The following is a 25,251-nucleotide window of genomic DNA, read 5'->3' on the forward strand; positions in this document are numbered from 1 at the left end:
AATCCGCGTAATCCGTGCCTTAAAGATCGTGATAAAGGAGTTTTGACACACCTCCTTTTGTTTTCCGAAAATATGAGGGGGAACTTTTACCTCCACTCTTATAACTTCAATCAATAGATTCTCATCTGTAGCTGATAATATAGAGACACCATTTCATCACTTACAACGACTACCGCAACTTGGTCAACTGCTCCAAATTATCGCACTTTACAAGACCAGAACAAGCCGATAGATTATTCCGTATCGGCACTTGAGATTTTCTTGTTTAGTTCTGTCTGTTTATTATTATCCCAATATTTACAGTCAAGTTCAAAAAATGTAGAAGTATAAGGTTTTGTCAGTTCTGTTTTGATGACAATTACTTCATACAAATCACTTATACTATCCAAACGTGCTATAAGATGATCATGTTTTATACTTTTTATTTCTGAAGAAAGGATAACTTCTTCTATTTCTCTTTTTAATTGATTTATTCCTAAACAAAAACGTTCATCCAGATACGATAATTCTTTATCTTGATAGATATGGGCATACACATGAGGAGAGTGATCAAGCATTTTTTTCACAGCACTTAAAACATCCACATAAGACTCTTGTGCATATAAAGTGGTGATCCCTTTTTTTGCTTGTAACGGATAGGCCATATCTGTCACTACAATCCAATTACGATGTCCCAATAAAGGAAGTTTTTCCTTTAATACAGTTTGCCAGATCGTTTGATTCTGAACAGTATCTTTTTGAATACAACTTTCCAATAAGAACAAACAAGTGAACAAAAGATATATAATAAATTTACTCATAATTCTATCGTTTTATCGTTCGTTTATTTCCATCCTTTAAGTCAAAATGTTTTAATTTCATTTCTTTTTTATTGCCGACAGTAAGCGATTTCAATTGGAGTGAGCCGTCGATGACTTCGATGGTTACATCATTATCGGTAACCTGGATAGTTCCCCATGCGTAACCGTTACTCCAGAAATAGTTGCCAGGACGGTCTGTAATTTTCATACTTTTATCGACACCCGAGTATTGGAAATCGCTTAAAGCGATAATAGCAGACCAGCTTGCCATCGAACGGGCATAATGGTGTCCGCATTCCGGTTCGCTGAAAGGATTCCGTTTAGCACCGTCGTGACGGTCGCGTACGGATTGGATACAGGTGAGGGCTTCTTTTTCCATGCCTTCGTAGATCATACCTACAGCCGCACAGTATTCGAATCCGGTCATTACTTCTGCAAAATAGGGGAATGGAACTTCCAGGCGACCTTTAGGCCAGGAGGCCATAAGCAGTCCGGATTCATTGCCCATTACATAGGAACGCATATTATTGAAATGACGGCTGAAGTCCGTAACATAGTTGTATTTCATGATGCTGTTCATGCTTGTCCGGATATGTTCTTTGTTACCCAAATAACCTAATCCACATAGATGGGACATATATTGACCGACCAACTGGTCTACCAGGCAACCGGGACCTAATTGGAAGGCGGGGATTTTGACATTCGGCTCATTCATGTCCAGGTATCCGAATGTTTTCGGATCGGTGATTTTATGTTCATAATATTCACCGTTGAACAGGTTTTTGTCCATCCAACTGCTTCCTTTTTCGAACAGTGTATGGCATTTCTTCGCAAAGACTTTGTCTTTCATGGCTGTAGCCATCTTTTCCGCAGCCTTTAATGCTCCCATATACCAGAAGCCCATTTGAGGGTTCGGACCATAATAGTCTACGTCCATGGTATTATGCTGGGAACCTTCCATGACACCATCCTGATTTCCGTCCCATCCTTTTTCCGTCCAGGCGTAGGAAAGGACTTTCTTTATCTGCTCCCAGTTGTTTCTCAGGAAATCAGTATCTCCGGAAAGCTGCCATTCGCGGTATATTTTCATGATACAACCCATTTGTCCGTCTGCTGCTGCACTATTACCTTTGTTTGCTTCCAAGAGTGGGAGAGAGGCTCTGAAGTTCATCAAACCGTTTTCTTTGGTGGCATAATTGAATTCTACGTCACGCATGGTTTTTGCCAGTTCTCCGAAAAGATAAGGAGTTGCCACTTCATAGTTCCATACATGCGTACATGAACCGGCACATGAACCGAAACGGTCCATGACACCTTCCCAACCCATCATATGCCCGCTGGGCAAACGAAATACGGTCTGTGAACGTAAAGTGGCAAGGTTAAACAGGGCAGCTTCTTTTACGACATCCGGATAAGAAGTATTGAGCAAAGCATTTACGAATGATAATGTCTTCTTTTCCAGTACAGGTATTTGTGGGATGATCATTTCTGCGGCTCTCCAGGCATCCGGATACTGGTTGCTATAATAGTTGCCGACTACAGTAGAAGACCAGGCTTTTCGGTTCGGGAAATTCCAGGTAATATAGAATGTAAATGTTTCCGTACTCTGAGGAGCTATTGTTTTTTTTACGGACAGGGAAGCCATCGGGTCTTCGTCTTCCTGTATGTTCCGTTCCGTCAATATGCCGTCTGCACTGAAATCGTCCCAGAAGTTTAGTATGCCGTTGTTCCAACTGTCGGCTTTGGATGAAGTACGATAGGTTACTTTTCCGGTTGCCTGAGTCGTAAGGGCAACAGTTCCCCATGCCGGGTCGTTTTTGTCTACACCGTCCGAGTAAAGGTAGATTCCCTTTATTCCGTTACTTTCGATGTATTTGTTTTTGTTGTCTTTTACTCCGATGGGAATGTAATCTCCTTTCCAGTCTGTACGGAATTGGCTTCCGTCTTTACCAATGAAATTGCGCATGGAACCACAGATGGCAACGTCCATCGGTTGGTCGGTTGTGTTGGCCACCTCATAAGAGAGGACAGCGACAGGCAATCCGCTGGCATCGGCATCGCCCGGAATGAATGGATTAAAACCTTTTATTTTGACTTTTACGGGTAAATCTTTGTCTGATAAAGAGACTTGTCCGAAAGGATAGGCTGCGTCGAACGAGGCTTCGGCAAAACGCGGAAGGCCGTGATGATTGACAGGGCGTCCTTCATAATGGAGATATTCCTGTGGATATAAAGGGCCGGCCAGTAGGGTTGTGGTTGCTTCCCGGTTTTGCGGTTTGGCATAGATTGCAAAGAAGGGAGCATTGTTTCCGGTTGTTACCGTACTGTATTTCTTTGCCGGGACATTCATGATTTCCCAATCCCGAAGTTCTCCGCGGCCACCCAATGACACGGTTCCTGTCCCGATGCCGCCTAACGGCAATGCTATCTGGTAAAGATGTTCTTGGCCGTAGTTCTTTAATACCGGCCATTGTTGCGGTTTCCATTCCTGGGTCTGAGCCGCTATGATACCGGAAAATACTGTTCCGACCACGATTAAATATAGTTTATTCATGTGTAAAATATAGTTTATTTGAAAGACCGGATCTATAACCGGCCTTTCAGTTTCACTTAGATTACCAATTCGGGTTTTGCCCTAAATTGGGGTTATTGTCTCGTACTGATTGTGGAATAGGCCACAAATAGTGTTTTGCAGGATCGAAAGTACGGTTTTGTCCTAAGAATTGTTTCACCGTATAATCTCCGATAGGGGCATTTTCATCTTCATTAATACCATATCCCGGTTCGTTCAATACTTTTTCGGCAATTTTCCAACGTAGGATATCGAAATAGCGTTTATGCTCGGTAACAAATTCATGCCGTCTTTCTTCCCGAATCTTTTCACGCATGGCTTCTTGATTACCGACTAACTGATCTACACCCGGCAGTTCAGCACGTTTGCGTACTTGATTGACCGCCCATGCTATTTGTGAATTGTTCGGATCATATTCATTGAGTGCTTCTGCATAAATCAGAAGAACTTCCGCATATCTGTACAAGCTGAAGTTAGTCCATGAAGCATCCGGTTTAATTAATTCCTGATCATTATATTTCAAATACATATAGCCTGTGATGCCACCACCTTCATGATTGATTCTTTCGTCTTTGTTATAAGCCGGATGAGGCATGTAAGGTTCGTGAGAACCATTCGGGCGTAAACATTCATAACCTGGCAAGAAGAAAGTCTTTTTTAAACGAGCATCTCTGTTTTCCCAAGGGTTATTCTTGTCATAAGCATCTGACTCATAAATACTCTTTCCATCCGTCATTTCGTATGAATCTACTAACTGGCGAGTCGGGCAGAAGCTGGCCCATCCCTGTCCGGTTATCCCTGTTCCGGCCGGAGAAGCCAGGATTGGTAACATGTGAGTGATTTCATTTTCTTTGTACTGGTAGGCCAATATAACTTCTTTATTGTTATTATTGGATTCAGCTTTGAAAATATACGCGAAATCGTCTTCCAGGCCGTACAGGTTTAAATCTATAACCTGCTTGGCTGCATTGGCCGCTTCTTTCCATAAATCGGTTGCGTCTTGTCCGTTGTGAAATTTGGCATAGCTGGCCATATCCAAATACATATCCGCTTTTAATGTGAGGGCAGCTCCCTTGGTGATGCGACCGATGTTGTCGCCCGAATAAGTTTCCGGCAGATATTCGATTGCTTTGTTGATATTTTCCAGTGCGTAATCCAAAACTTCCTGCTTAGGTGAACGTGGCAGTGCTGCTTCCTCCAGGTCGATCGGTTTTTCCTTGATTAAAGGTATGTCACCGAAATGACGTGTCATGCGGTAGTAGCGCAGAGCCAGGATAAAGCGAGCCTCTCCTTCATACTGCTGCTTTTTGGTTTCATCTATATTCATACCTTCCAAGCGATCCAGAAAATACAATATTCTGCGGATATGATCGTATTTCCATTCTTCTTTCAGATAACCGGTACCGGCATTGTGGGCTCCTTGGCAAATATATCCTAAACCACTTTCTCCCCAAGCATTTGTCATCAATGAGTTGTCGCTTTGGCAATCTCTCCAGAAATCGCGTGAGTTTGGCAATAACGGATATAAAGCGTTTACTCCGGCCAAAGCATCTGCTTCTGTTTGCCAGAACGTATTTTCGGATGCTTGTGAAAGAGGATCACGATCCAGAAAATCTGAACAACTCCCCAATGTGAGTGCTGAAACTAATAAAAAAGCTAAACTATATTTTTTCATGATTCTTAAAATTGAAGATTAAAACCGAATGAGAATGTTCTTGCCAGTGGATACCAGCCGCCTTCCGGGTCGAAACCGTCGTAACCGGTGATGGTTGCCAGGTTCTGTCCGGAAAGATACAATCTCAAGTATTGAATATTGACACGTTCCAATGCGCTTTTCGGAATTGTATAACCGATCTGTATATTTTGTATTTTCAGATAATCGGCTGTACGTAACCAGAAACTGTTGTATCTGGAATCGTAATCATTGGCTGTGTTCGACAAAGTCAAACGCGGGTAGGAAGCATCCCTGTTTGTTTCACTCCATGCATCCAAGTGCATAGGACGTGCGTTGTCTGTCAGGTAGAAAGCCCATCCTTCATAACCTTGAAGATATTTTTTGAAGTTCAGCTTTCCGTACATATTCATGGAGAAGTCGAAATCTTTATAGCCGAACGAAAGATTCATACCGAAGTTTACAGGAGTCTTGCGGTTTAGCACGACACGATCTTTTTCGTCAATTACATTGTCGCCATTTTGATCTTTGAACTTGATGTTACCAGGTAACACATTTCCCTGATCGGGTGAGCCGGCAATTTCTTCTTCGCTTTGAAACAAGCCGATAGCCTCATATCCGTATGGCAACTGATAGCGGTCATTCAGATAAGTTACTTTATTGTTGTCTTCAATCCATCTTTCCGAATCCCCCATTTCCAGCACTTTATTTTTAGAATAACTAAGGTTTACATCGACACCCCAACGGAAATCACCCTTCGAATCCTGATAACTGGCCAGTATATCCATACCTTGGTTCTTCATCTTCAACAGATTTGAATAAGGTGCATTCAAACCGAACTCGCTTGGTACGGGCGGACGATATAGAATATTGTCTCTCAGATTGATAAAATAGTCGGCAGACAATTTAATACGCTGATCCAATACTCCGAAATCTAAACCGAAGTTTGTATATTTAGACTCTTCCCAAGTGATGTTGGGGTTTACGGCTATATTATTATAGGCACCACCTACCAGTTTGTCGTTGCAAGCGTAGATTTTAGGATCGTAAGATAAAATCTGTGCAGTCGGATAATAACCAACCTTTTCCGCATCTCCCAATATACCCCAGGAAGCTCTCACCTTTAATTCTGACAACCAATTGCTTGCAGGCATCATAAAAGCTTCACGATGTATATTCCAGCCTCCTGAAAAAGAAGGGAATACACCCCAGCGGTGTCCTTTGGCAAAACGAGAGGAACCGTCAGCACGCAAACTGGCTTCAAACAGATATTTACCCTGATAATCATAATTTAGACGGCCGAACCAGGATTGTACGGCTACATCATTACTATATTCATTGCCATTGCCATCGGCACTGCCGTTCTGTTTGTTGTCGCTACCGGTGTTCAATACGTCTATGCCGACAAACGGCAGTTTGTCACGAGAAGCCCAGAAACCGTCGGATTTGTAATATTCCTGTGAATAACCGGCCAATACTTTAAAATTGTGATCCGCTGCAATTTTGAATGAATAGTCGCTTGTGAACTGTAATTGCGTACGGAAATTGTAAGTATTTGTTTCTTTCAAAGAAGAAACCTGATTCTCGGTTTTTGCAATATTCCCATCATTGTCATACAGATAGTAAGTATTCTTACGGTCCTTGTATGTCGTATTATGGGAGTAAGTTGCAATATTACCTTTGATATTCCAATCTTTTAACGGAGAATAGCTGACATCGAAAATAGCCATCATCTCTTTATGTCTTTCTTTGGAATATCCCGATTCATTGACACCGGCAATGGGATTCCCCCCCATGGCACCACCTGTAGCATAAGAACCGTCTGCATTATAGATAGGAGTAACCGGAGAGATACGTGCTGCTTGTGTCTGCCAGATTGTTGTTCCGCCATTCGGATTCTTGATATTGGTTTGTGTATATTGCAGACTGGCACGGGCTTCCAAGTTCTTTAAAACCTGAAAACGCATATCCGGTTTGAATATCAATCGATTATAATTGTTATTCGGTAAGTTGCCGTCTTGATAGTCATTAGAGATAGAGAAACGGTAAGAGATTGATTTTTCTTTTCCGGACAGTGCTACATGGGTATTGTTGATAACGGTATTCTTCTTGTAGATTTCTTTATACCATTTGTTATCGACATATTTGCCCGCATGTAAATCCTGGATACCTTGTTCACCGTAGACAGCCTGTTTTCCGTCGTTTATCATGGCTTGGTCATACAAGCGCATAAAATCTTCAGCACCTACGAAATCGAGTTTAAACTGTGGATTTTGTATACCGATATTACTTGAAAATTCAACGGTAGGACGTTCTGTCGCTTTCGCACCCTTGGTTGTTACCAAAATAACACCGTTGGCAGCACGTGAACCGTAGATAGCTGCCGAAGCAGCATCCTTCAAAATGGATACACTTTCTATATCATTAGGATTCAACGTATAAATATTACCGGGTATACCATCGATAAGCACCAGTACACCGGAGCTATTGCCGATAGTAGATGTTCCACGAATATTGATGTTTGCCCCTGAACCGGCTGCACCACTTCCTTTAGTGACTACCATGCCCGGTACAGATCCGGCCAGCAACTCTTGTACATTCGTTACAGGGCGGGATTTTAAAACCTCGTCTGCTTTAACAGTTCCGATCGATCCGGTCAGGTTTACTTTCTTTTGTGTACCGAATCCGACAACGACAACTTCATCGATAGCCTGTGTATCTTCTTTTAGAATGACTTTCAGACTGGTTTGTTTTCCGGCTCTGATTTCTTGTGGAGTATAACCGATGTATGAAATGACAATAATGTCATTATCCGATATATTTTCCAAGCTGAAATTACCGTCAATATCAGTAATCGTACCATTGGTAGTTCCTTTTATGGATACATTGGCACCAATTACAGGATCTCTATTCTGATCTTTCACCTTACCTGTCACAGTTTTTTGTTTCTGTTGTGCAATAGAAGAATCATTCTTTTCAGCCGAAAGAATAATCTTCTTATCAACCACCGAATAACGAACATTCGTGCCGGCAAAGATATTATCCAATACCTTAAAAATATTACTCTTATTGGCATCCACCGAAACCCTCCTGTTCAGATCGACATGTTTCGTATTGAAAAAGAACGAAAAATCCGATTGGTTTTCAATTTCGTCTAAAACCGACTGGACCGTTTGATTCCGGATGTTCAAACTGACAGTGGCTTTTTGAGCATAACTGTTCGTAGCTTGCGCCAAACCGATCGAACAGAATAGTAAGAAGATGTATAGCTTCATAACTCTTGGAATTTTGTTTAAGGTAAACCAAAGCGACTCTGGTACCCAAAACAGTTGGGTATTAAAATGTTTTTGCATAACTTTGTTGTGATGTATTTAATAAAAAATGATTTATTACTGCTTGTCGCCAAACAAGCGTTATAAAGTTAACTCATTTCATCCGGTAGAATACGCCAATATTCTTCCGGATGTTTTTCTTTAAGGAGGTCTGTTTTTCATGTTTACTTTGATTGTTTAATAGATTTCTATTCTCGTTTTTTCATTCATGGTATCTTGTGTATCCAGATAACGCCATTTGATATTGGATGATATCCTGAAGATTTCCAATATGCGCTCCAACCGTTGATGGCTGAAAGATCCGGTAAACGCTTCACTCCTAAGACGGTCATTGGATAATACGAAAGTTACATTAAACCGCTTCTCCAGCATCCGCAAGGCTTCAGGCAGAGGAGTCGCATGGAAAACAATCTTTCCGTCTTTCCAGGCAATTTCCGACTCGCCATTCGTTTCGGTCAGTTGTATCCGGGAAGAAGAAGAATCATAGGTCAGTTTCTGTCCGGGTTTCATCAGTACGGCTGTGGACTGCCGGTTTTTCATATAATCGAAGCGCACCTTTCCTTCAATTAAGGTAGTAGAGACAAAAGCGTCTTTTTCGAATGCTTCGACATTGAAAGAAGTGCCCAACACCTCTATTTTCGTTTCATGGGGAGTAGAGATGACAAAGCCGTGTTCCGGATCTTTCTGCACTTCAAAAAAAGCCTCTCCCTGCAAAGTCACCCTTCTTTTGTCCTTATCGAAGAAAGACGGATAAGACAGTTTCGATTCCGAATTAAGATGGACAACAGAACCGTCCGGCAGATGAACCGTAGTCGTCATGCTCGGATTCGTTTTTACTTCAATCGTCTGGGCTATTTCGACCGGGCGAGGTTTCAGATTCTGTATGCCGAAAGCTATCAACAGAGGCATAAACAGGATGGCTGCAACACGTTGCAGCCAAGTAACCAGGGTTACTTTAGGACGAACACTGTCTTTGCTCATCTTTTGACAAACAGAAGACAATGCTTTTTCCGTATCCACTTTCGACAATACCTGCATCGTATCCGTGGCCAGATAAAGCGTATGGACCTGCTTGGCAACCCGGTAATTTTCATCCGATTGCTTTATCCATTCCTCGACCCGCCGGCATTCCTCGACTGTCGCTTCGCCGGAACAATAGCGGGGCAGAAGGTATTCTATTATATCTGTATTCGGTGTTTCCATGTGTATATTTATCCTTGTTTACCTATTAGACAAGAGAAGTCGAACGGATTCCTAAACGAAAAACCATCTTTTTTCAATATTTTTTTGCTACCATACAAAAGTCAAAACAGTTTCTTATCTTTGTGAACAGATATATGGAAGGAGAGAAACTACAAACCACAGAAGAACGCTTTTTACTTTCAGCCATGCAACATGGAGATCTAAAAGCCTATGGTGTCTTGTTCAGGAGATACTATCCGATGCTCTGTGCTTATGCGACAAAGTTTGTAGAATTGAAAGATGCCGAGGAGGTCGTGCAGGATGTGATGCTGTGGTTATGGGAAAACCGGGAAAGGCAAATCTTCGAAACGTCACTTAGCCAATATCTGTTCAAAGCGGTCTATCATCGCGCCATCAACCTGATTGTCCGCCATCAATCCCAACTAAGAGCCGATACCCTTTTCTACGAAAATATGCAGGAGATGCTACAGGACACCGATTTCTACCAACTCGAAGAGTTGCAAAAAAGGATCAGGGAAGCGGTAGATGCTTTGCCCCCCGCTTACCGGGAGGCATTCGTCATGCACCGCTTCGATAATAAAAGCTATAAAGAAATTGCCGAAGTCCTGCAAGTATCCCCTAAAACCGTCGACTATCGGATACAACAGGCATTAAAGCAATTACGGATAACGCTGAAAGATTATCTGCCGTTGATCCTGTTATTGCTGCCCAGAAATATCCTGTCGTAAATGCAGCACACATCCGCTATTCCCGATCAGGCCGATGGTTATCTCATTTCGGTTGTCCAACTTGATCTTCTTGATATCGACAACATCCTTTTTCTTCTCGGAAGCCTGGTAATAAAGTGTGGCGGTATAATCCCTCTTGTTTTTCAGAAAATCAAGAGGTAAGGAGACCTGCTTCTCGTCTCCGGCATTCAACATGCTTACGTACCAATCGGAACCTGAACGGCGGGCGACCACAGCGTATTTCCCCATTTCTCCCTCCAGAAAACGGGTTTCGTCCCATACGGTCGGAATAGAATTATAAAAACGGGTTGCCGCATCTGTTTTAATCACTGATTCGACAGAGCCTGCACCACCGGCCCGTCTCGGTGATTTTTCGGGACGGTCATACCAATAGACAAACTGCCAGGGACTGTAAATAGCGACCAATTTAGCCAATTGGGCAGCACGTCCACCCATCTTTTCCGTGACTCTTTCCGCAAAATAACAGTTGGTATAATCACCCGCTCCACAGATCATGCGATTATAGAATGTATAGACAGCCTGATCCAGCGACGGACTTTCTTCGTCACCGCGGATACCTTCCTGAGTCAGTAAATTCGGATACGTGCGTGAATAGCCCGTCGGACGATACTCGTCGTGGATATCCACCATCAATTCATATTTGGCCGCTTTGCGCACTGCCTGATGCAACCACGCCGTAGCGTACTGGTCGCCCACATTCACAAAACCATATTTTACACCTTTGATCCCCCATTTCTTATATAAAGGCAGGATTTCATCCAATTGCTGATGCAACGCTTTTTTATTCACATAGACCAGTATGCCAACTCCTTTTGAATTGGCATATTCTATTACCTCAGGCAGATCGAGCGGACCTTTTGAACGGGCCGGATCGACCGTAACAGTGGTCGCGTCCGACTTTACATCCTCCTCCGCCCCATACCAACCGGCATCAAACAGCACATAAGCAATATTGTTTTCTGCTGCAAAATCAACACAAGCCATACTGCCTGCCGTTGTCAACGTAACTTCACGAATCACCTGTCCAGGCTTGATCCAGCTGGTATTCGCTATCTGATTAGGTTCATTCAGGTTAAGGACGAAGTAATTATTTTCGACCAATTTTCCCGGAAGGGCTGACAAGCGGAAAAGCCGCTTGCTCACCAACACGCATGGACGGAGTTTTCTTAATAACAAGACACGCGCCACCGCCCGGAGCCAATTTCAATGCCAGTTTATCATTGTTTGTCAGTTGCCGGGTCGTAACTTTCAAGCTTTCCCGGTTTGTCAGATAGTGGGCATCGTCGCCGTCTTCGATGACTTCAACAGTATATTTCCCTTTTTCCAAGAAAGAAAGAGGCAGATCAATCGTCCTTCCGGACTCATTCGTGGCCGCACCGACTAAGTAAGCATCCTCCGTTTCACGCATCATCACGATATACTCCCCGATTTCACCGGCCAGGGTACGGCTCTCTTTCCACGGCATCTTCTGGGCAGACAGGAAGTTCAACAAAGCCGGGTACTTCCGGTAGTATTCCGGAATATCCGGCAAAATAGTCACGCCAGAAAAAGCAATCAGCGTACGGGCAGCTTCCGACACCAGTGTGGAAGGAACCGGCTGGCTCTCGTCCACACGTGTCGTATGCCCTTGGCGAAGATCGAACATCCCGTTGTTCATATCGACCGAACCGGCAACCATATTGACGAAAACGGTTGTCACAAATGTTTTAGGCTCGAACACATGATGTCCGTCCAATTGGGCATGGCAATATTCGCGTGTCACGGCGTTCGGCCAGGTACGCATCTGTCCGTATGGATGAACCGGACCGTCATGGAAATCGACCAACAAGTGATTTTGAGCGCAAAGCTCCGTGATCTTTTTCGTCCATTGGTTCTTTTCTTCCTGCGTTCCGCTCATAAAACCGTATTTAACCCCGGCTGCTCCCCAATCGCCATACTGTTTCAAGGTCTTTTCTATCGGATATTTCCGGCCTCCGACATCATTCAGATAAAGCCAGATTCCGACACCTTTCTCTTTTCCATATTTCAACAGCCGTTGCACATCCTGCGCTTTTTCCCCTTCTACCGGATCGGAATCCGATTCGAATTCCGGCCCGTACCAATTGGCATCCAGCACCAGGTATTTAAAACCTTGCTCGGCGGCAAAATCGACCATCCGCACCCAAGAAGGATATGACATTCCATATGTAAATCCATCCCACACAGCCCCGTTGATACGCCAGTCCCAGACAGCCAATCCCGGTTTTACCCACGAAAAGTCATAGCGAGGATCGGGGTCCGGATTCAGCAACTCCAACAAATGGGAATCAGTCAACGCGCCAGGCGTCGCCCCATACATAACGACGCGCCAGGCTGAAGTATATCCCGGCGACAGACCGGCCGGCTTGGAAGCGACCGAGAAGAGCGATTCTCCCCCTTTGGATTGTAAGACAAGAGGCGCTCCCGTTTCCAGGCAGGCTTCATGGATCGCCATATAATGTCTATCACCCGCCTTCACCGTCATCACCGGCAAACGGGTTCCATCTGTTTCGGTCAACTTTTCGGGTCCTATATTATGATTCTCGCCATTATAGAACCATGCCGTATAATCTCCGGCAAAGTGATAGGCCGTCAATTCGGACTGCACATTTACACGCGGTCCTTCGCCATCCGGTATTTTATAACAGAACGCAAAGCCGTCATTATATCCACGGACCACCAACTGCATCCGCTCCGGTTGCCCGGCCGGATTCACCAAACCGATCACCAATTCATTGAAATGATCTTCGACCACAGCCCGTTTTCCCCAGAGCGGTTTCCATTCATCCCGTACTTTCCGGTCGGATACTTTCTCTATTTTCCAACCGGAAGAAGGAACCGTCTCCTGTGATTCCAATTTGAAACCCAGCGGAGATTCTTTGATCAATATTTCTCTATCGGCTGCAAAAGTGTAGGTCAACAAACCGTCGTCATGTCGCTGAATAGCCATCACCAACTTTTTGTCGGGAGAGAAAACCTGATAAAGTTCGGATTGAGCCCAAACGCCGCCCCCCTCCAGCCAAACGAACAGCAGCAAAACTAATGTCACAAATCTTGTATTCATAATATGTTTTTGTAGGTATTAATAGTAGATCCTTTCCATTAAACGATTATACTTTCATGGTCCTTGAATTGTAAATCATAATCTATCGGACAAATATAAGAACAAAAAGAAGGTTTCCATCACAGAGACCTTCTTTTTCTTAAACAAATGTGTCTAACTTAAATATGTTATAGTGTTATTGGTGTGCCGTTATAGAAGTCCAGGATTTTGGTACGGAAGATGAAGTCATACTTGGATTGTGCCTGCTCGGACAAGCTCTGGGCGTACTTCGTCTTGGCCTCGCTATACTCGAAAACGGTGCTCTTGCCGGCGGCATAACGGTCTTCGGCATAAGAGAAAGCTTCTTTGCTGGCTATGACCGATTTGTCGGATGCGGTATATTTATCCTGGGCGGCGGTCGCATTGTAATAGGCTTGCTGGATTTCCTTATACAACACTTTCTTCGTATTCTCCATCATCAACTCGCGGTTGCGGATATTGATACGGGCGGAGCGGACACTGTTGCGAACCTGGAAACGGTTGAACAAAGGGATGCTCAGGCTGAAGCCGATCGTCTTACGCCCGTTATTCTTCAACTGGTCGTTAAAAGCCAGGTTCGTATAGTCGCCATCGCCGGAATAATGGTAATAGCCGTTGCTGTAGCTGGCGCCGAAATTCAGTTTCGGATAGTAACCGGACTGCGCCACTTTCAGCATCTTCTTCTGGCTTTCCAAGAGATATTCCTGCTCCTTGATCTGCGGCTTGAAGGCGACGGCATGGTCATAGACATTGTCCGGAGGGAGGATGCTGCTCATATAGCGTTCGACGGCATCTTCGAATTGAGGGACCACGATGTCGAAATTCTCGCCGTCGCGCTCCAGTTCGAGGCTTTGCGTCAGGTCGAGCAATGCCAGTTTCACATTGTTGCGTGCTTCGGTCAGCGAGACTTCGTCCTTCGCCAGCTGCGCTTTCATATCGTATAACTGGGAAAGGGGAACTTTCCCGTTCTTTACCAATGCTTCGGTTTTCACGACCTGTTCATTACTCAGCGCGACCTGCAACTCGGCAATCTTCTGGACTTCCTTATTATACAAAACCTGCAAATAGTAGGAAGCGACATTGATCGACAAGTCTTCCTTCGCTTTATTCAACGTTTCGACAGCCGCTTTCAAGTCCAGCTTGCGGGCAGCGATATCGTTCGGAATACGCAAACCGTCGAATATCGGCATACTCAAAGAGACGGACGCCGAGGTATTGGCCGAGTTCTGATCCACAATCACCCCCGATTTGGAAGGAGAGCGTCCGAAATCGAAGTTCTGTCCGACATTGGCATTCAGGTCGGGCAACCAACTGAATTTGCTGGTGTTCAATTCCACTTTCCGGCTTTCCTGGTCCTGCTCCCTCTGCTTCAGCTCGATGTTATGCTCGATTGCATAGCGGATACATTCTTCCAGGGACCATTGTCTGGCGGGTTCCTGCCCCCAAGCCAAAGAACCGGAAAGAAACAAAGTCGTAGCGATTATTAATTGGTGTCTCATCATTTTACTGTTTACAATTATTTCTTATTCGGATCGACAATCGCCCCGCGTACCTTTTCGTTTTCGGACAGGCCTTCCTTGATCTCGATCTTGATTCCATCGGACAAGCCTACCTTAACGGCACGCTTTTCAAACTTCTGTTCCGGCTTTTCCGCTTTTACCACCTGCACGAAGGTCGAATCGCCGCTAAACTCGACGCAGCTTTCCGGCACGGACAAAACATTCTCCGCACGCTTCAACACGATCTCGGCATTGGCACTGTAGCCGGCACGGATAAAGGCATCGCCGGGCATGTGTACGGCCGCCTTCACCTCAAACAGGACGGCTCCGTTCTCTTCCACTCCCTTAGGAGCCACATACTCCAGTTCGGCATCGAACGTGCGGCTTTCCATAGCGCCGACCGTCAGTTTGATCGGCATCCCTTCGTGGATACGGCCGACTTCCGTCTCGTCCACTTTCCCCTTAAAGATCATATTGTTCATATCGGCAACGGTCGCGATCGTCGTACCGTCGTTGAACGTGTTCGACTGGATCACCGAGTTACCGACCTTGATAGGCACATCCAGGATCATGCCGGTGATCGTGGAACGGACCTGTGTCGTACTGGAAGCGGCAGACCGTTTGGAGATACCTTCGCGGATGATCTCAAGAGCATCCTGAGCATTCTCAGCCTCCTCCTGCGCCTTCTTATAGTTGGCAAGAGAAGTCTCATAGTCTTCTTTGGAGATAACCCCCTGCTTGTGCAATTCTTCATCCCGTTTGAACGTGGCGCTGATCTGTTCGAGGCTGATCTTCGCCACCCGGACACGCGATTCGGCGCTGTTCAACTGAACCATTTCGGGGATGACCTTGATACGGGCAATGATCTCCCCTTCTTTCACCATCTGTCCGGCTTCTTTCAACAATTCGGAGATAATCCCCGACATCTGCGGTTTGATAAGGACTTCGTCGCGGGGTTCGACCTTTCCGGTCGCCACGGTCTTCGTCTCAATCGTGTCACGTGCAGGAGTAACCAACTCATAGACGGTAATGACGGGTTGCGCTTTCTTCCATAAGAAATAGAAAGTGCCGACAACAGCAGCTCCCACTAATACCAAAAAGATGATCCGCAGGACTTTTTTTACGATACGATTCTTCATAACTATATCTAATTTTTAATTTTCAATTCTCTATTTTCAATTATCCCTATTCTTCCCTGATCGCGTCGATCGCTTTGATCTGCATTGCACGCCAGGCGGGAATCAACCCGGCGAGGAGACCGCTGAACAGCAGGATTACGGTAGCGGAGACCGCTGTCCCGATATGGATTTCGGGATTGGAGAAGAACGTTTCGTTAGACGAAGCTCCGCCACTTGCCATCGCATTGTTCACCACATCGAGCAGGAACACCCCTGCGCTAAGCCCGATCAACCCGGCAAGGGAGGTCAGCAGCAGGCTCTCGCTCATGATCTGCGAAATAATATCGAAAGGCTTCGCGCCGATCGCACGACGCACCCCGATCTCGCGTGTCCGCTCCCGCACCGTCACCATCATAATATTACTCACCCCGATGATGCCGGCCAGCAGAGTGCCGATACCGACCAGCCAGACCAGAATATTGATACCGGTGAACAGCATGTTGAATGTTTCGAACTGCTTGGCTATCGTAAAGCTGCTGATGGCATGTTCGTCCGTCGGGGAAATCTCGTTCTGCGAACGCAGGACCGTCTTTATGTCTTCCACCATCTTGTCACAAGAGTAACCGTCGTCGGCCGTCGCACAGAGGAACCAGAACTTATCTCCCTGGTTGGAAGCCTGCTGGAGCGTCTTGAACGGGATCATCACGCTCTCTTCCGTACGCCCGCCGATCTGGGCACGCGGCTTCGGCTTGATCACACCCACTACCTGGTAATAGATGCCGTTCACCCGTATGTACTGCCCGATCGGATCTTCATCCGGAGCAAAAAGGACTTCGCGCACGATATTACCGATCAGGCACACCTTACGCTTTTCGATCATGTCGATTTCATTCAACAGACGTCCCGCCAGGATATGCTGCGTTTCGATATTGAAATATTCGGAATAGACGCCACGCACGTTATACGTACCCGCTTTCTGTCCTCTCACCACATTGTTCTGTCCGCCCCATTGCATGATCATCGGCGAAAGAAAACGTACGCCTTTCACACGCTGGCGGATCGTCTCCAAGTCACGGTTGCGCATCTGCCAGTAGCGTCCTTTCTTATACCCCTTATAGGGCTCGCCCGTCCGTTCGGAAAAGAAGAAGGCAGAGTTCGTCGAAAAACCGTCGACGTTCTTCAACACGCCATTCTTAAACCCGTTGCCGGAGCCCAACAGGATCACGAGCATCAGGATGCCCCAGAACACTCCGAAGCCGGTCAGCAGGCTACGGGTTTTATTACGGGTGATCGTCACCCATATCTCCACCCAACGATCTATATCAAACATCTTTTTTCAAATTAAAAATTAGAAATTGAAAGTTGAAAAATAATACATTGAGAATTAAATACTAAAATTGCGACTGCCACCATCATTTTTTAATTTTCAATTCTCAATTTTTCATTCATTGCGCATGGCCTCGATCGCCGTGATCTTGACCGCCTTGCGGGCAGGGAAATAGCCGGCCAGCACGCCTGCCCCGATGATCAGGGCCGTAGCGGACAGCGCCACACTGAGGTTCACCGTCGGGTTCAGGAAGATGCTCATGTCATCCTGCGAAACATCCTTTCCGGCATTCATCATCTCCATGACCGAATTGATTCCTTCCGTCAGCCCGATACCTAAGATCATGCCCAAATAACCGAATACCGCCGTGATCAGGATCGATTCGACAATGATCAGTTTCAGGATGGAGAACGGAGTCGCCCCTATCGCCTTCCGGATGCCGAACTCCCTCGTCCGCTCACGTACCGTTATCAGCATGATGTTGCTCACGCCGACAATGCCGGCAGTCAGTGTCCCGATACCGATCACCCAGATAAAGAGGGCGATACCGTTCATCATCCCGTTCAACATCATGAAATTTTCGAGCGTGCTCCACATACCGATCGCCCGCAGGTCTTCGGGATCGAACTTATGCCGCATTCCCATCTGCTGGCGGAAACGCTTCTCGAAAGCGTCAAATTCTTCCTGTGTGGAAATACCTTTCACCGTAAAGACGATCTCGTCCAGCCCGTAGCCGGCGTTATACAAGGTCTGCGCCGTGCTGAAAGGGATATAGGCGGGCGCATTGTTGTCGTTGTCCTCCGCCTTATAGACGCCGATTACCTGGTAGGCGACACTTCCGGCATTCACATATTTGCCCAGCGGGTCCGCCCCTTTGAAAAGCACTTCTTTCATGCGGGGGCTCAGGACAATCACCTTTCTTTTTTCCTTCACATCTATATCATTGATAAAACGGCCGTTCCCGACCGTCATTTCGATATTGTCGATCACCGCCTTCGACGGATGCACGCCGTTCAGGGAATAGGCGTTATATTCGTCTCCGTAGGAAAGCGTATCGCTCCGGCTGATACTTGCCGTAATCAAGTCTACTTCGGGATTTTCACGCGGGATGGCGATCAGGTCTTCATCCTTGTATTCGATCCTGCGGTTCATCTGCATCCCCTTATACGGCTTGCTCGTGTAGCGCGGCCATGTCTCCACCCGGTTCAGGCTGAAATTGCGGAAGTTCGACATGATCCCGTTCTTCATCCCGTTGCCTGCCCCCAAGAGGACAATCAACATGAAGATCCCCCATGCCACGGAGAAGCCGGTCAGGAAGGTACGGAGTTTATTCTTTTGGATCGTACTCCATATTTCTCGGAAATTATCAAAGTCAAACATGTCCCAATCCTTTTTCTATTGTTTCTATCAGACCGTCCTTCACGCGGATAATACGGTCGGTCGCCTCGGCCACGGAAGGTTCGTGCGTCACGATCACCATCGTCAGCCCTTCGAGGTTCACATTGCGGAGCAGTTCCATCACCTCGACCGTCGTCTTGCTGTCCAACGCTCCGGTCGGTTCATCCGCCAGGATCACCTGCGGCTTGGCAATCAGGGCACGGGCAATGGCGACACGCTGCTTCTGTCCGCCGGACATTTCGTTCGGCATGTGTTCCGCCCAGTCTTTCAACCCGACCATGTCTAAATACTCCAGCGCCATAGCGTTGCGCTTCTTACGGCCTATGCCTTGATAGTAGAGGGGCAACGCCACGTTCTCCATCGCATTTTTGAATGAAATCAAGTTAAAGGACTGGAAGATGAATCCGATCATGCGGTTACGCAGTTCCGCCGCGCGTGTTTCGCTCAGATTGCGGATCAACTGCCCGTTCAGGGTATAAGTGCCCGTATCGTATGTATCCAGTATTCCCAAAATATTCAATAATGTGGATTTTCCCGATCCCGACGCACCCATAATAGAGACCATCTCTCCCTTCTCTATGTCCAAGTCTATGCCTTTCAAAACGTGCAACGGCGCACCGTTGAAATACGTTTTGTTAATTCCTTCCAGATGAATCATCATATTTATTGTTGCTTTTATCTATTAGACGAACATTTTGCCAAATCGTTACACAAATAGTAAAATATTTTGTCATTAACTGCCACAAATATATGCTTTACCAAAATACCTTGTATCACAAGGTACTTATATTTAACCCAAATTAACCTCACAAAAGTTTATATTCCTTTGCAGAAAACGATCTTTACATCTGCACGGAAGTTTGATCAGACTTGCATCTATTTTATTCTCTGCAATACCGTATATGTTTTCGACAATGTCGTGTATATTCTTGACAACCTCAATTATATTCTCGACAATGCCGAAAACAAATTACACTTGCATCTATTCGGAAATCCCCCATCGGGAACCATTTGTCAATTGCCAATATTCCTGTACCTTTGCGCCTGCAAACAAAGAAAATATAATACATTCGACAAATATGGTAACAATAGGAACACCGAAGTCGGCTACCGCAACGAAGGTTTTGCTCTGCGGTTCCGGCGAATTAGGCAAAGAGTTTGTAATCGAATTGCAACGTTACGGAGTGGAAGTGATCGCTTTGGACAAATATGCAGATGCTCCGGCCATGCAGGTCGCCCACCGTTCGTATGTCGTATCGATGTTGGACGGAGATGCCTTGCGCGAGATTGTAGAAAAAGAAAAGCCGGATTATATCGTTCCCGAAGTGGAGGCCATTGCGACCCGGACGTTGATGGAGCTGGAAAAAGAAGGATTCCATGTCATCCCGACCGCCCGTGCCACCTGGCTGACGATGAACCGCGAAGGCATCCGCCGTCTGGCTGCCGAGGAATTGGGTTTGCCGACCTCTCCTTATCGCTTTGCCGAGACGGAAGAAGAGTTTATCGAGGCCGTCAAAGCGATCGGGATGCCGTGTGTCGTCAAGCCGATCATGAGTTCGAGCGGACACGGACAGAGCGTCATCCGCAAAGAGGAAGACATCGACCGCTCGTGGCAGTATGCGCAGGAAGGCGGACGTGCCGGTGCCGGGAAGGTGATCGTCGAGGGGTTTGTCGATTTCGATTACGAAATCACCCAGTTGACTGTCCGTCATATCGGAGGCACATCATTCCTGGAACCGGTCGGACACGTACAGGTCGACGGCGACTATCGCGAATCCTGGCAGCCGCAGGCGATGAGTCCGGTTGCCAAAGAAAAGGCACGCGAGATCGCAGGCAAGATCACGGAGGCGCTTGGCGGCCGCGGTATCTTCGGGGTCGAATTGTTTGTCAAGGGCGAAGATGTCATTTTCAGCGAAGTCTCTCCCCGTCCGCACGACACGGGAATGGTCACGATGATCACGCAGGATCTTTCGCAGTTCGCCTTGCATGCCCGTGCCGTATTGGGCTTGCCGATCCCGAACATCGCCTTCCACGGTGCAGGCGCTTCGCGTGCCGTCGTGGTCGAAGGGGACAGCAACCGACTCGCGTTAGGCAACCTCGATAAGGTACTGGAACAGCCGGACACCCAAATGCGCTTCTTCGGCAAACCGGAAGTCCACGGACATCGCCGTATGGCCGTGCTGCTGGCTCGCGGACTGGATGTGGCCGATGCACGCCGGAAAACCGGGGTGATGATGGAGCGGTTGGAGATAAAGTTATAATATTCAAGGCGGTTTTAACCCGACACCGATGCAGGTGAAGCGATAGAGACATCATCGCCATCGTTATAATGGGCTTTGATAATATCAGCAAATGCCATGTCTTGATATTTCTCTGTGGAATAATCAGTAATCGGATATTATTGCTTATTTTTGCTTCAAAGAAACTAAAATAATAAAGTCTTATGGAAACAACAGCAGTAAGAAGGAGCAATCATGGTGCAAACGTAAAACGTTGGCGGGAATGGCGAAACATCAATCAGGATGTATTGGCTGAAAAGATCGGCGTGTCACAAGCGGCTCTTTCCGGATATGAAAAAAGAGACAAATTGGAACCTGAAATATTAAAGAAGATTTGTGATGCATTAAATATTCCGGAAGAGGCCATTACAGAAATGGACTCCGATACGGCCATTAATATTATTTCAAGCACATTCAACGATCACGCATCCGGAGTAAACTACTATCCGACTTTTAATCCAATAGACAAAATAGCCGAGCTTTACGAGCGCCTGTTAAAATCGGAGCAAGAGAAAGTCGCCATTCTACAGGAAGTAATACAGGATCAGAAATAGCGACGGATGATCTCACCCGATTTCACTGTTTCCAACAGCCGGTAATACAGGTAACGGTTGCTCTATCAGATGTCTCGATTTATCATCCATATTATTTTTATCTCATGTTTGGGGGTGTGTCATTAATCTGTATATTAGAACACAGATGAGACAGATTCACACAGATTGATTATAGTAAATCAATAAAATAAAAATCTGCGGTTATCTGTTGAATCTGTGTCATCTGCGTTCTATTTTATATTTTGACACCTTCTTTGTACATACTTTCACTGACCGGTCCTTTGTGCAAATTTCAGCTTCGGCACAACGCTGATGCAGATGAGGCGATAAAAAAATAATCGCCATCGTCATATTTGACTTGCAGACAAAGTTTCTCCGTGACCCAGGCGCTCATTAAATAATTATAAGCATACGTCCGGTTACAATATTCGATATAATCTTTCAAGTCCTTCTGATCGTCTAAAAATAAATACGAACTATCACACAAAGTGTTTCCATCAAACAAACAACTGAGCGTAGCGTTCCTAAAACGAATTTCAACAGCACTGTTCTTCTCCCTCTTACAAAGATATTCCATAATACAAACTTCTTTATTTTCAAATAACGGAGGAAGCTTATCCAAAGAAAGACCGATTACTTTGAAGGCGGAACAAAGTTGTTCTGCACATTCACCTTCCGAAACAAATAACAATGATGTATGAGCCATAATATATATTTAATTTGAGTTTCATATGCAAAGAATTGAAATAAAAGCAATGCCACCTATCAGTTCGATTAATAAAATATCAGAATGCGCCATAATAATATCAGCAAATGCTTTGTCTTGATATTTGTCTACAGAATAATCAGTAATCGGATATTATTGCTTATTTTTGTTCCAAAGAAATTTAAATAATAAAGTCTTATGGAAACAACAGCAGCAAGAAGGAGCAATCATGGTGCAAACGTAAAACGTTGGCGGGAATGGCGAAACATCAATCAGGATGTATTGGCTGAAAAGATCGGCGTGTCACAAGCGACCCTTTCCGGATACGAGAAAAAAGACAAACTGGAACCTGAAATATTAGAGAAAATTGCTAAAGCATTAGATATTCCAGTGGAAGCTATTACAGAAATGGATGACGGAACTTCCATTAATATTTTTTCCGGCACGTGGAAAGATAATGCTTATGTTTCTGGTTATGTAACCAATATCAATCCTTTGGAAAAAGTCATCGAGCTTTACGAGCGCCTGTTAAAATCGGAACAAGAGAAAGTCGCCATTCTGCAGGAAACAATACAGGATCAGAAATAGCATGGGCCATAGATAAAACTTTTGCACAACAAGAATGCCGCCTTCCGTGTTTTGTTTATAAAAAGAAAGGATAATAGAAATGAGACTGACATATATCTATCATAGCGGTTTTGCGATCGAGGCAGACGGATTTGCCATTTTGATCGATTATTACAAAGACACGGGTAAGTCGCCGGAGAAGGGATTCGTGCATGAGGAACTGTTGAATCGCGCGGGTACATTATATGTATTGGCCTCCCATTTCCATCCGGATCATTTCAATCCGGAGGTTTTGAAGTGGAAAGCATACAAAAAAGATATCGTCTATCTTTTCGGCAAAGATATTTTGAAAAGGAACCGGGCAAAGAAAGAAGACGCGATCTATCTCAAGAAAGGAGATACCTACGAGGATCATAACCTGCGGATCGAGGCATTCGGATCGACGGACTCCGGCATATCCTTCCTGATCGAAGCCGAAGGGAAACGCCTTTTCCATGCCGGCGACCTGAACAACTGGCACTGGAAAGACGAATCGACCCCAGAGGAAGTCGCAGAAGCGGAAAAGAATTATCTGAAAGAATTGGACGACCTGGTAAAGGTTACCGACAAACTGGATGTCGCCATGTTCCCGGTCGATCCGCGTATCGGGACCGATTTCATGCGCGGTGCACAACAGTTTGTAGACCGCATCAAAACCAATATCTTTGTGCCGATGCATTTCTGGGATCACCCGGCCGAGGCGGCGGCTTTCGGGCCTTACGCTGAGTCGCGCGGTTGCCGGTACGTGTTGATTTCTGTTCCGGGGGAAGGGACGGAGATTTAAGAATTAAAAATTAAGAATTAAAAATTAAAAAATAAAGAGGGATGGAGATAAAGAGCAGATTTGATCATTTTAATATCAATGTCCTGGATCTGGACAGAAGTATTGCGTTTTATGGAAAAGCGCTTGGCTTGAAAGAGCATCACCGCAAGGAAGCGGCAGACGGTTCATTCATTCTGGTTTACCTGACAGACAACGAGACAGGGTTCCTGCTGGAACTGACCTGGCTGCGCGACCGGAAAGAAGCATACGAATTGGGAGACAATGAAAGTCATCTCTGTTTCCGTGTAGCCGGCAATTACGATGAGGTACGCGAATATCACCGTGAACTCGGGTATATCTGTTTCGAAAATAACGAGATGGGATTGTACTTCATCAATGACCCGGACGATTATTGGATCGAGATTTTACCTGCTAAATAACATATCGGGTAACATATTCACGCCTATTTCGGTTTTTTTTGAATAAAATCATTGCGCCTTACCAGATTCCTCTTATATTTGCTTTCCAGAAAAGCATTATTAATCTAAAATATAAAATCATGGAGAAGCCTTATGTAGTAGGTATCGATATAGGTGGTACCAATACTGTTTTTGGCGTAGTAGATGCAAGAGGAACAATCTTGTACAGTAGTTCAATTAAAACCGGAAAGTACACTGACGTCGACGATTATGTCAGCGAACTTGCCAATGGTTTGAAATTAGTGATCGACCAGGCCGGTGGCGTGGACAAAATAAAAGGTATAGGCGTGGGAGCTCCTAACGGGAATTTCTTTAACGGTTGTATCGAATTTGCTCCGAACCTTCCCTGGAAAGGTAAAATTCCTTTGGCCCAACTGATCAGTGAAAAGCTGGATGGCGTGCCCGTAGCATTGACAAACGATGCGAATGCGGCTGCTATCGGTGAGATGACGTACGGCGCTGCACGCGGTATGAAAGACTTTATCGTGATCACACTGGGAACCGGTGTCGGCAGCGGTATCGTAATCGGCGGCAATCTGGTTTACGGGCACGACGGATTTGCAGGCGAACTGGGTCACGTGATCATGCGTCGTAACAACGGACGTCCTTGCGGTTGCGGTCGCCAAGGTTGCCTCGAAGCATATGCTTCTGCTACAGGTGTTGCCCGTACAGCACGCGAATTCCTGGAAATCCGCAAGGACGACAGCTTGCTTCGCGAACTGGATCCGGACGAAATCACATCAAAAGATGTGTATGACGCAGCCATGAAGAACGACAAGCTGGCTTTGGAAATCTTCGAATTCACGGGTAATATCTTAGGTGAAGCATTCGCTGATTTCGTTGCATTCTCAAGTCCTGAAGCGATCATCCTGTTCGGTGGCCTGACCAAATCCGGCGATCTGATCATGAATCCGATCAAACGTTCAATGGAAAAGAACATGTTGAAAGTGTTCGAAGGCAAGACAAAACTGTTGTTCTCCCAATTGAAAGAAAGCGATGCCGCCGTATTGGGCGCAAGCGCACTGGGCTGGGAAGTGAAATAATAAAGACACAAAGCTATTTCAGGCACGGATTTCGCGGATTACACGGTTTGT

The 25,251-nt window shown here is 45.6% G+C and carries 20 protein-coding genes; 7 read left to right on the plus strand and 13 right to left on the minus strand.

The genetic code is table 11. The features are described from left to right. Positions 1–233 precede the first annotated feature (233 nt). The 5 genes from RDN79_RS12040 to RDN79_RS12060 all read right to left on the minus strand — a co-directional run bounded on the left by RDN79_RS12040 (position 234) and on the right by RDN79_RS12060 (position 9,579). Complete coding sequence (locus RDN79_RS12040) at positions 234–800, minus strand: hypothetical protein (RefSeq protein ID WP_298549596.1); 567 nt, start codon at positions 798–800, stop codon at positions 234–236. Positions 801–804: 4 nt separating this feature from the next. Continuing rightward, entirely contained in the window at positions 805–3,354 is a 2,550-nt protein-coding gene (locus RDN79_RS12045) for a GH116 family glycosyl-hydrolase (RefSeq protein ID WP_298549598.1), read from the minus strand. Positions 3,355–3,415: 61 nt separating this feature from the next. After that, positions 3,416–5,047, minus strand: coding sequence for a RagB/SusD family nutrient uptake outer membrane protein (locus RDN79_RS12050; RefSeq protein ID WP_298549601.1), 1,632 nt, complete (start codon positions 5,045–5,047; stop codon positions 3,416–3,418). A gap of 5 nt (positions 5,048–5,052) precedes the next feature. Next, entirely contained in the window at positions 5,053–8,319 is a 3,267-nt protein-coding gene (locus RDN79_RS12055) for a TonB-dependent receptor (RefSeq protein WP_298549603.1), read from the minus strand. Between the two features lie 234 nt (positions 8,320–8,553). Next, on the minus strand, positions 8,554–9,579 hold the full coding sequence (locus tag RDN79_RS12060) for a FecR family protein (protein WP_298549605.1): 1,026 nt from the start codon (positions 9,577–9,579) through the stop codon (positions 8,554–8,556). Between the two features lie 134 nt (positions 9,580–9,713). On the opposite strand from RDN79_RS12060, the gene RDN79_RS12065 reads away from it, so the two are divergent. Beyond that, a complete protein-coding gene (locus RDN79_RS12065) occupies positions 9,714–10,307 on the plus strand; it encodes an RNA polymerase sigma-70 factor (RefSeq protein ID WP_298549680.1) in 594 nt (197 codons plus the stop codon). On the opposite strand, the gene RDN79_RS12070 is transcribed toward RDN79_RS12065, so the two are convergent. The 7 genes from RDN79_RS12070 to RDN79_RS12100 all read right to left on the minus strand — a co-directional run bounded on the left by RDN79_RS12070 (position 10,278) and on the right by RDN79_RS12100 (position 19,428). Then, positions 10,278–11,477, minus strand: coding sequence for a glycoside hydrolase family 97 catalytic domain-containing protein (locus RDN79_RS12070; protein WP_298549607.1), 1,200 nt, complete (start codon positions 11,475–11,477; stop codon positions 10,278–10,280). The two genes, RDN79_RS12065 and RDN79_RS12070, sit on opposite strands and share 30 nt — an antisense overlap. Then, positions 11,416–13,410 (minus strand): glycoside hydrolase family 97 protein, encoded by a 1,995-nt coding sequence (locus RDN79_RS12075; RefSeq protein ID WP_298549609.1) that lies wholly within the window; start codon positions 13,408–13,410, stop codon positions 11,416–11,418. The genes RDN79_RS12070 and RDN79_RS12075 overlap by 62 nt, the downstream gene beginning before the upstream one ends. 167 nt (positions 13,411–13,577) lie before the next feature. After that, positions 13,578–14,930 (minus strand): TolC family protein, encoded by a 1,353-nt coding sequence (locus tag RDN79_RS12080; protein ID WP_374044514.1) that lies wholly within the window; start codon positions 14,928–14,930, stop codon positions 13,578–13,580. Positions 14,931–14,944: 14 nt separating this feature from the next. Continuing rightward, positions 14,945–16,066 (minus strand): efflux RND transporter periplasmic adaptor subunit, encoded by a 1,122-nt coding sequence (locus RDN79_RS12085; protein ID WP_298549612.1) that lies wholly within the window; start codon positions 16,064–16,066, stop codon positions 14,945–14,947. 46 nt (positions 16,067–16,112) lie between these two features. Beyond that, the gene (locus RDN79_RS12090; protein ID WP_298549613.1) at positions 16,113–17,375 is read right to left on the minus strand and encodes an ABC transporter permease; all 1,263 of its coding nucleotides are present in this window, start codon (positions 17,373–17,375) and stop codon (positions 16,113–16,115) included. Positions 17,376–17,486: 111 nt separating this feature from the next. Continuing rightward, complete coding sequence (locus RDN79_RS12095) at positions 17,487–18,752, minus strand: ABC transporter permease (RefSeq protein ID WP_298549614.1); 1,266 nt, start codon at positions 18,750–18,752, stop codon at positions 17,487–17,489. Further along, positions 18,745–19,428: an ABC transporter ATP-binding protein gene (locus RDN79_RS12100; RefSeq protein ID WP_298549681.1), complete on the minus strand. Its 684-nt coding sequence runs from the start codon at positions 19,426–19,428 to the stop codon at positions 18,745–18,747. Before RDN79_RS12100 ends, RDN79_RS12095 begins: the two co-directional genes overlap by 8 nt. A 421-nt stretch (positions 19,429–19,849) precedes the next feature. On the opposite strand from RDN79_RS12100, the gene purT reads away from it, so the two are divergent. Further along, on the plus strand, positions 19,850–21,031 hold the full coding sequence (gene purT / locus RDN79_RS12105; RefSeq protein ID WP_298549616.1) for a formate-dependent phosphoribosylglycinamide formyltransferase: 1,182 nt from the start codon (positions 19,850–19,852) through the stop codon (positions 21,029–21,031). Between the two features lie 182 nt (positions 21,032–21,213). After that, positions 21,214–21,603, plus strand: coding sequence for a helix-turn-helix domain-containing protein (locus RDN79_RS12110; protein WP_186930084.1), 390 nt, complete (start codon positions 21,214–21,216; stop codon positions 21,601–21,603). A gap of 292 nt (positions 21,604–21,895) precedes the next feature. Here the strand turns inward: RDN79_RS12110 and RDN79_RS12115 are convergent, their stop codons facing one another. Then, positions 21,896–22,309 carry a hypothetical protein gene (locus RDN79_RS12115; RefSeq protein ID WP_298549617.1) on the minus strand — a complete coding sequence of 138 codons (414 nt, stop codon included), beginning with the start codon at positions 22,307–22,309 and terminating at the stop codon, positions 21,896–21,898. Positions 22,310–22,507: 198 nt separating this feature from the next. Between RDN79_RS12115 and RDN79_RS12120 the strand changes: the two genes are divergently transcribed. From RDN79_RS12120 to RDN79_RS12135, 4 genes are all read left to right on the plus strand, one after another. Continuing rightward, on the plus strand, positions 22,508–22,897 hold the full coding sequence (locus tag RDN79_RS12120; RefSeq protein ID WP_298549619.1) for a helix-turn-helix domain-containing protein: 390 nt from the start codon (positions 22,508–22,510) through the stop codon (positions 22,895–22,897). A gap of 79 nt (positions 22,898–22,976) precedes the next feature. Continuing rightward, positions 22,977–23,699 carry an MBL fold metallo-hydrolase gene (locus RDN79_RS12125; protein WP_298549620.1) on the plus strand — a complete coding sequence of 241 codons (723 nt, stop codon included), beginning with the start codon at positions 22,977–22,979 and terminating at the stop codon, positions 23,697–23,699. A gap of 41 nt (positions 23,700–23,740) precedes the next feature. Next, positions 23,741–24,118 (plus strand): VOC family protein, encoded by a 378-nt coding sequence (locus tag RDN79_RS12130; RefSeq protein ID WP_298549621.1) that lies wholly within the window; start codon positions 23,741–23,743, stop codon positions 24,116–24,118. A 119-nt stretch (positions 24,119–24,237) separates the two neighbouring features. Continuing rightward, positions 24,238–25,200, plus strand: coding sequence for an ROK family protein (locus tag RDN79_RS12135; protein ID WP_298549622.1), 963 nt, complete (start codon positions 24,238–24,240; stop codon positions 25,198–25,200). The last annotated feature ends 51 nt before the right edge of the window (positions 25,201–25,251 follow it).

This window comes from uncultured Parabacteroides sp. (assembly GCF_902493135.1).
Lineage (GTDB): Bacteria > Bacteroidota > Bacteroidia > Bacteroidales > Tannerellaceae > Parabacteroides.

Excerpts from the sequence above, each read along its gene's own strand:
- RDN79_RS12040 (WP_298549596.1), bottom strand. The coding sequence starts at position 800 with ATGAGTAAATTTATTATATATCTTTTGTTCACTTGTTTGTTCTTATTG.
- RDN79_RS12045 (WP_298549598.1), bottom strand. The coding sequence starts at position 3,354 with ATGAATAAACTATATTTAATCGTGGTCGGAACAGTATTTTCCGGTATC.
- RDN79_RS12050 (WP_298549601.1), bottom strand. The coding sequence starts at position 5,047 with ATGAAAAAATATAGTTTAGCTTTTTTATTAGTTTCAGCACTCACATTG.
- RDN79_RS12055 (WP_298549603.1), bottom strand. The coding sequence starts at position 8,319 with ATGAAGCTATACATCTTCTTACTATTCTGTTCGATCGGTTTGGCGCAA.
- RDN79_RS12060 (WP_298549605.1), bottom strand. The coding sequence starts at position 9,579 with ATGGAAACACCGAATACAGATATAATAGAATACCTTCTGCCCCGCTAT.
- RDN79_RS12065 (WP_298549680.1), top strand. The coding sequence starts at position 9,714 with ATGGAAGGAGAGAAACTACAAACCACAGAAGAACGCTTTTTACTTTCA.
- RDN79_RS12075 (WP_298549609.1), bottom strand. The coding sequence starts at position 13,410 with ATGAATACAAGATTTGTGACATTAGTTTTGCTGCTGTTCGTTTGGCTG.
- RDN79_RS12080 (WP_374044514.1), bottom strand. The coding sequence starts at position 14,930 with ATGATGAGACACCAATTAATAATCGCTACGACTTTGTTTCTTTCCGGT.
- RDN79_RS12085 (WP_298549612.1), bottom strand. The coding sequence starts at position 16,066 with ATGAAGAATCGTATCGTAAAAAAAGTCCTGCGGATCATCTTTTTGGTA.
- RDN79_RS12090 (WP_298549613.1), bottom strand. The coding sequence starts at position 17,375 with ATGTTTGATATAGATCGTTGGGTGGAGATATGGGTGACGATCACCCGT.
- RDN79_RS12095 (WP_298549614.1), bottom strand. The coding sequence starts at position 18,752 with ATGTTTGACTTTGATAATTTCCGAGAAATATGGAGTACGATCCAAAAG.
- RDN79_RS12100 (WP_298549681.1), bottom strand. The coding sequence starts at position 19,428 with ATGATTCATCTGGAAGGAATTAACAAAACGTATTTCAACGGTGCGCCG.
- purT (WP_298549616.1), top strand. The coding sequence starts at position 19,850 with ATGGTAACAATAGGAACACCGAAGTCGGCTACCGCAACGAAGGTTTTG.
- RDN79_RS12110 (WP_186930084.1), top strand. The coding sequence starts at position 21,214 with ATGGAAACAACAGCAGTAAGAAGGAGCAATCATGGTGCAAACGTAAAA.
- RDN79_RS12115 (WP_298549617.1), bottom strand. The coding sequence starts at position 22,309 with ATGGCTCATACATCATTGTTATTTGTTTCGGAAGGTGAATGTGCAGAA.
- RDN79_RS12120 (WP_298549619.1), top strand. The coding sequence starts at position 22,508 with ATGGAAACAACAGCAGCAAGAAGGAGCAATCATGGTGCAAACGTAAAA.
- RDN79_RS12125 (WP_298549620.1), top strand. The coding sequence starts at position 22,977 with ATGAGACTGACATATATCTATCATAGCGGTTTTGCGATCGAGGCAGAC.
- RDN79_RS12130 (WP_298549621.1), top strand. The coding sequence starts at position 23,741 with ATGGAGATAAAGAGCAGATTTGATCATTTTAATATCAATGTCCTGGAT.
- RDN79_RS12135 (WP_298549622.1), top strand. The coding sequence starts at position 24,238 with ATGGAGAAGCCTTATGTAGTAGGTATCGATATAGGTGGTACCAATACT.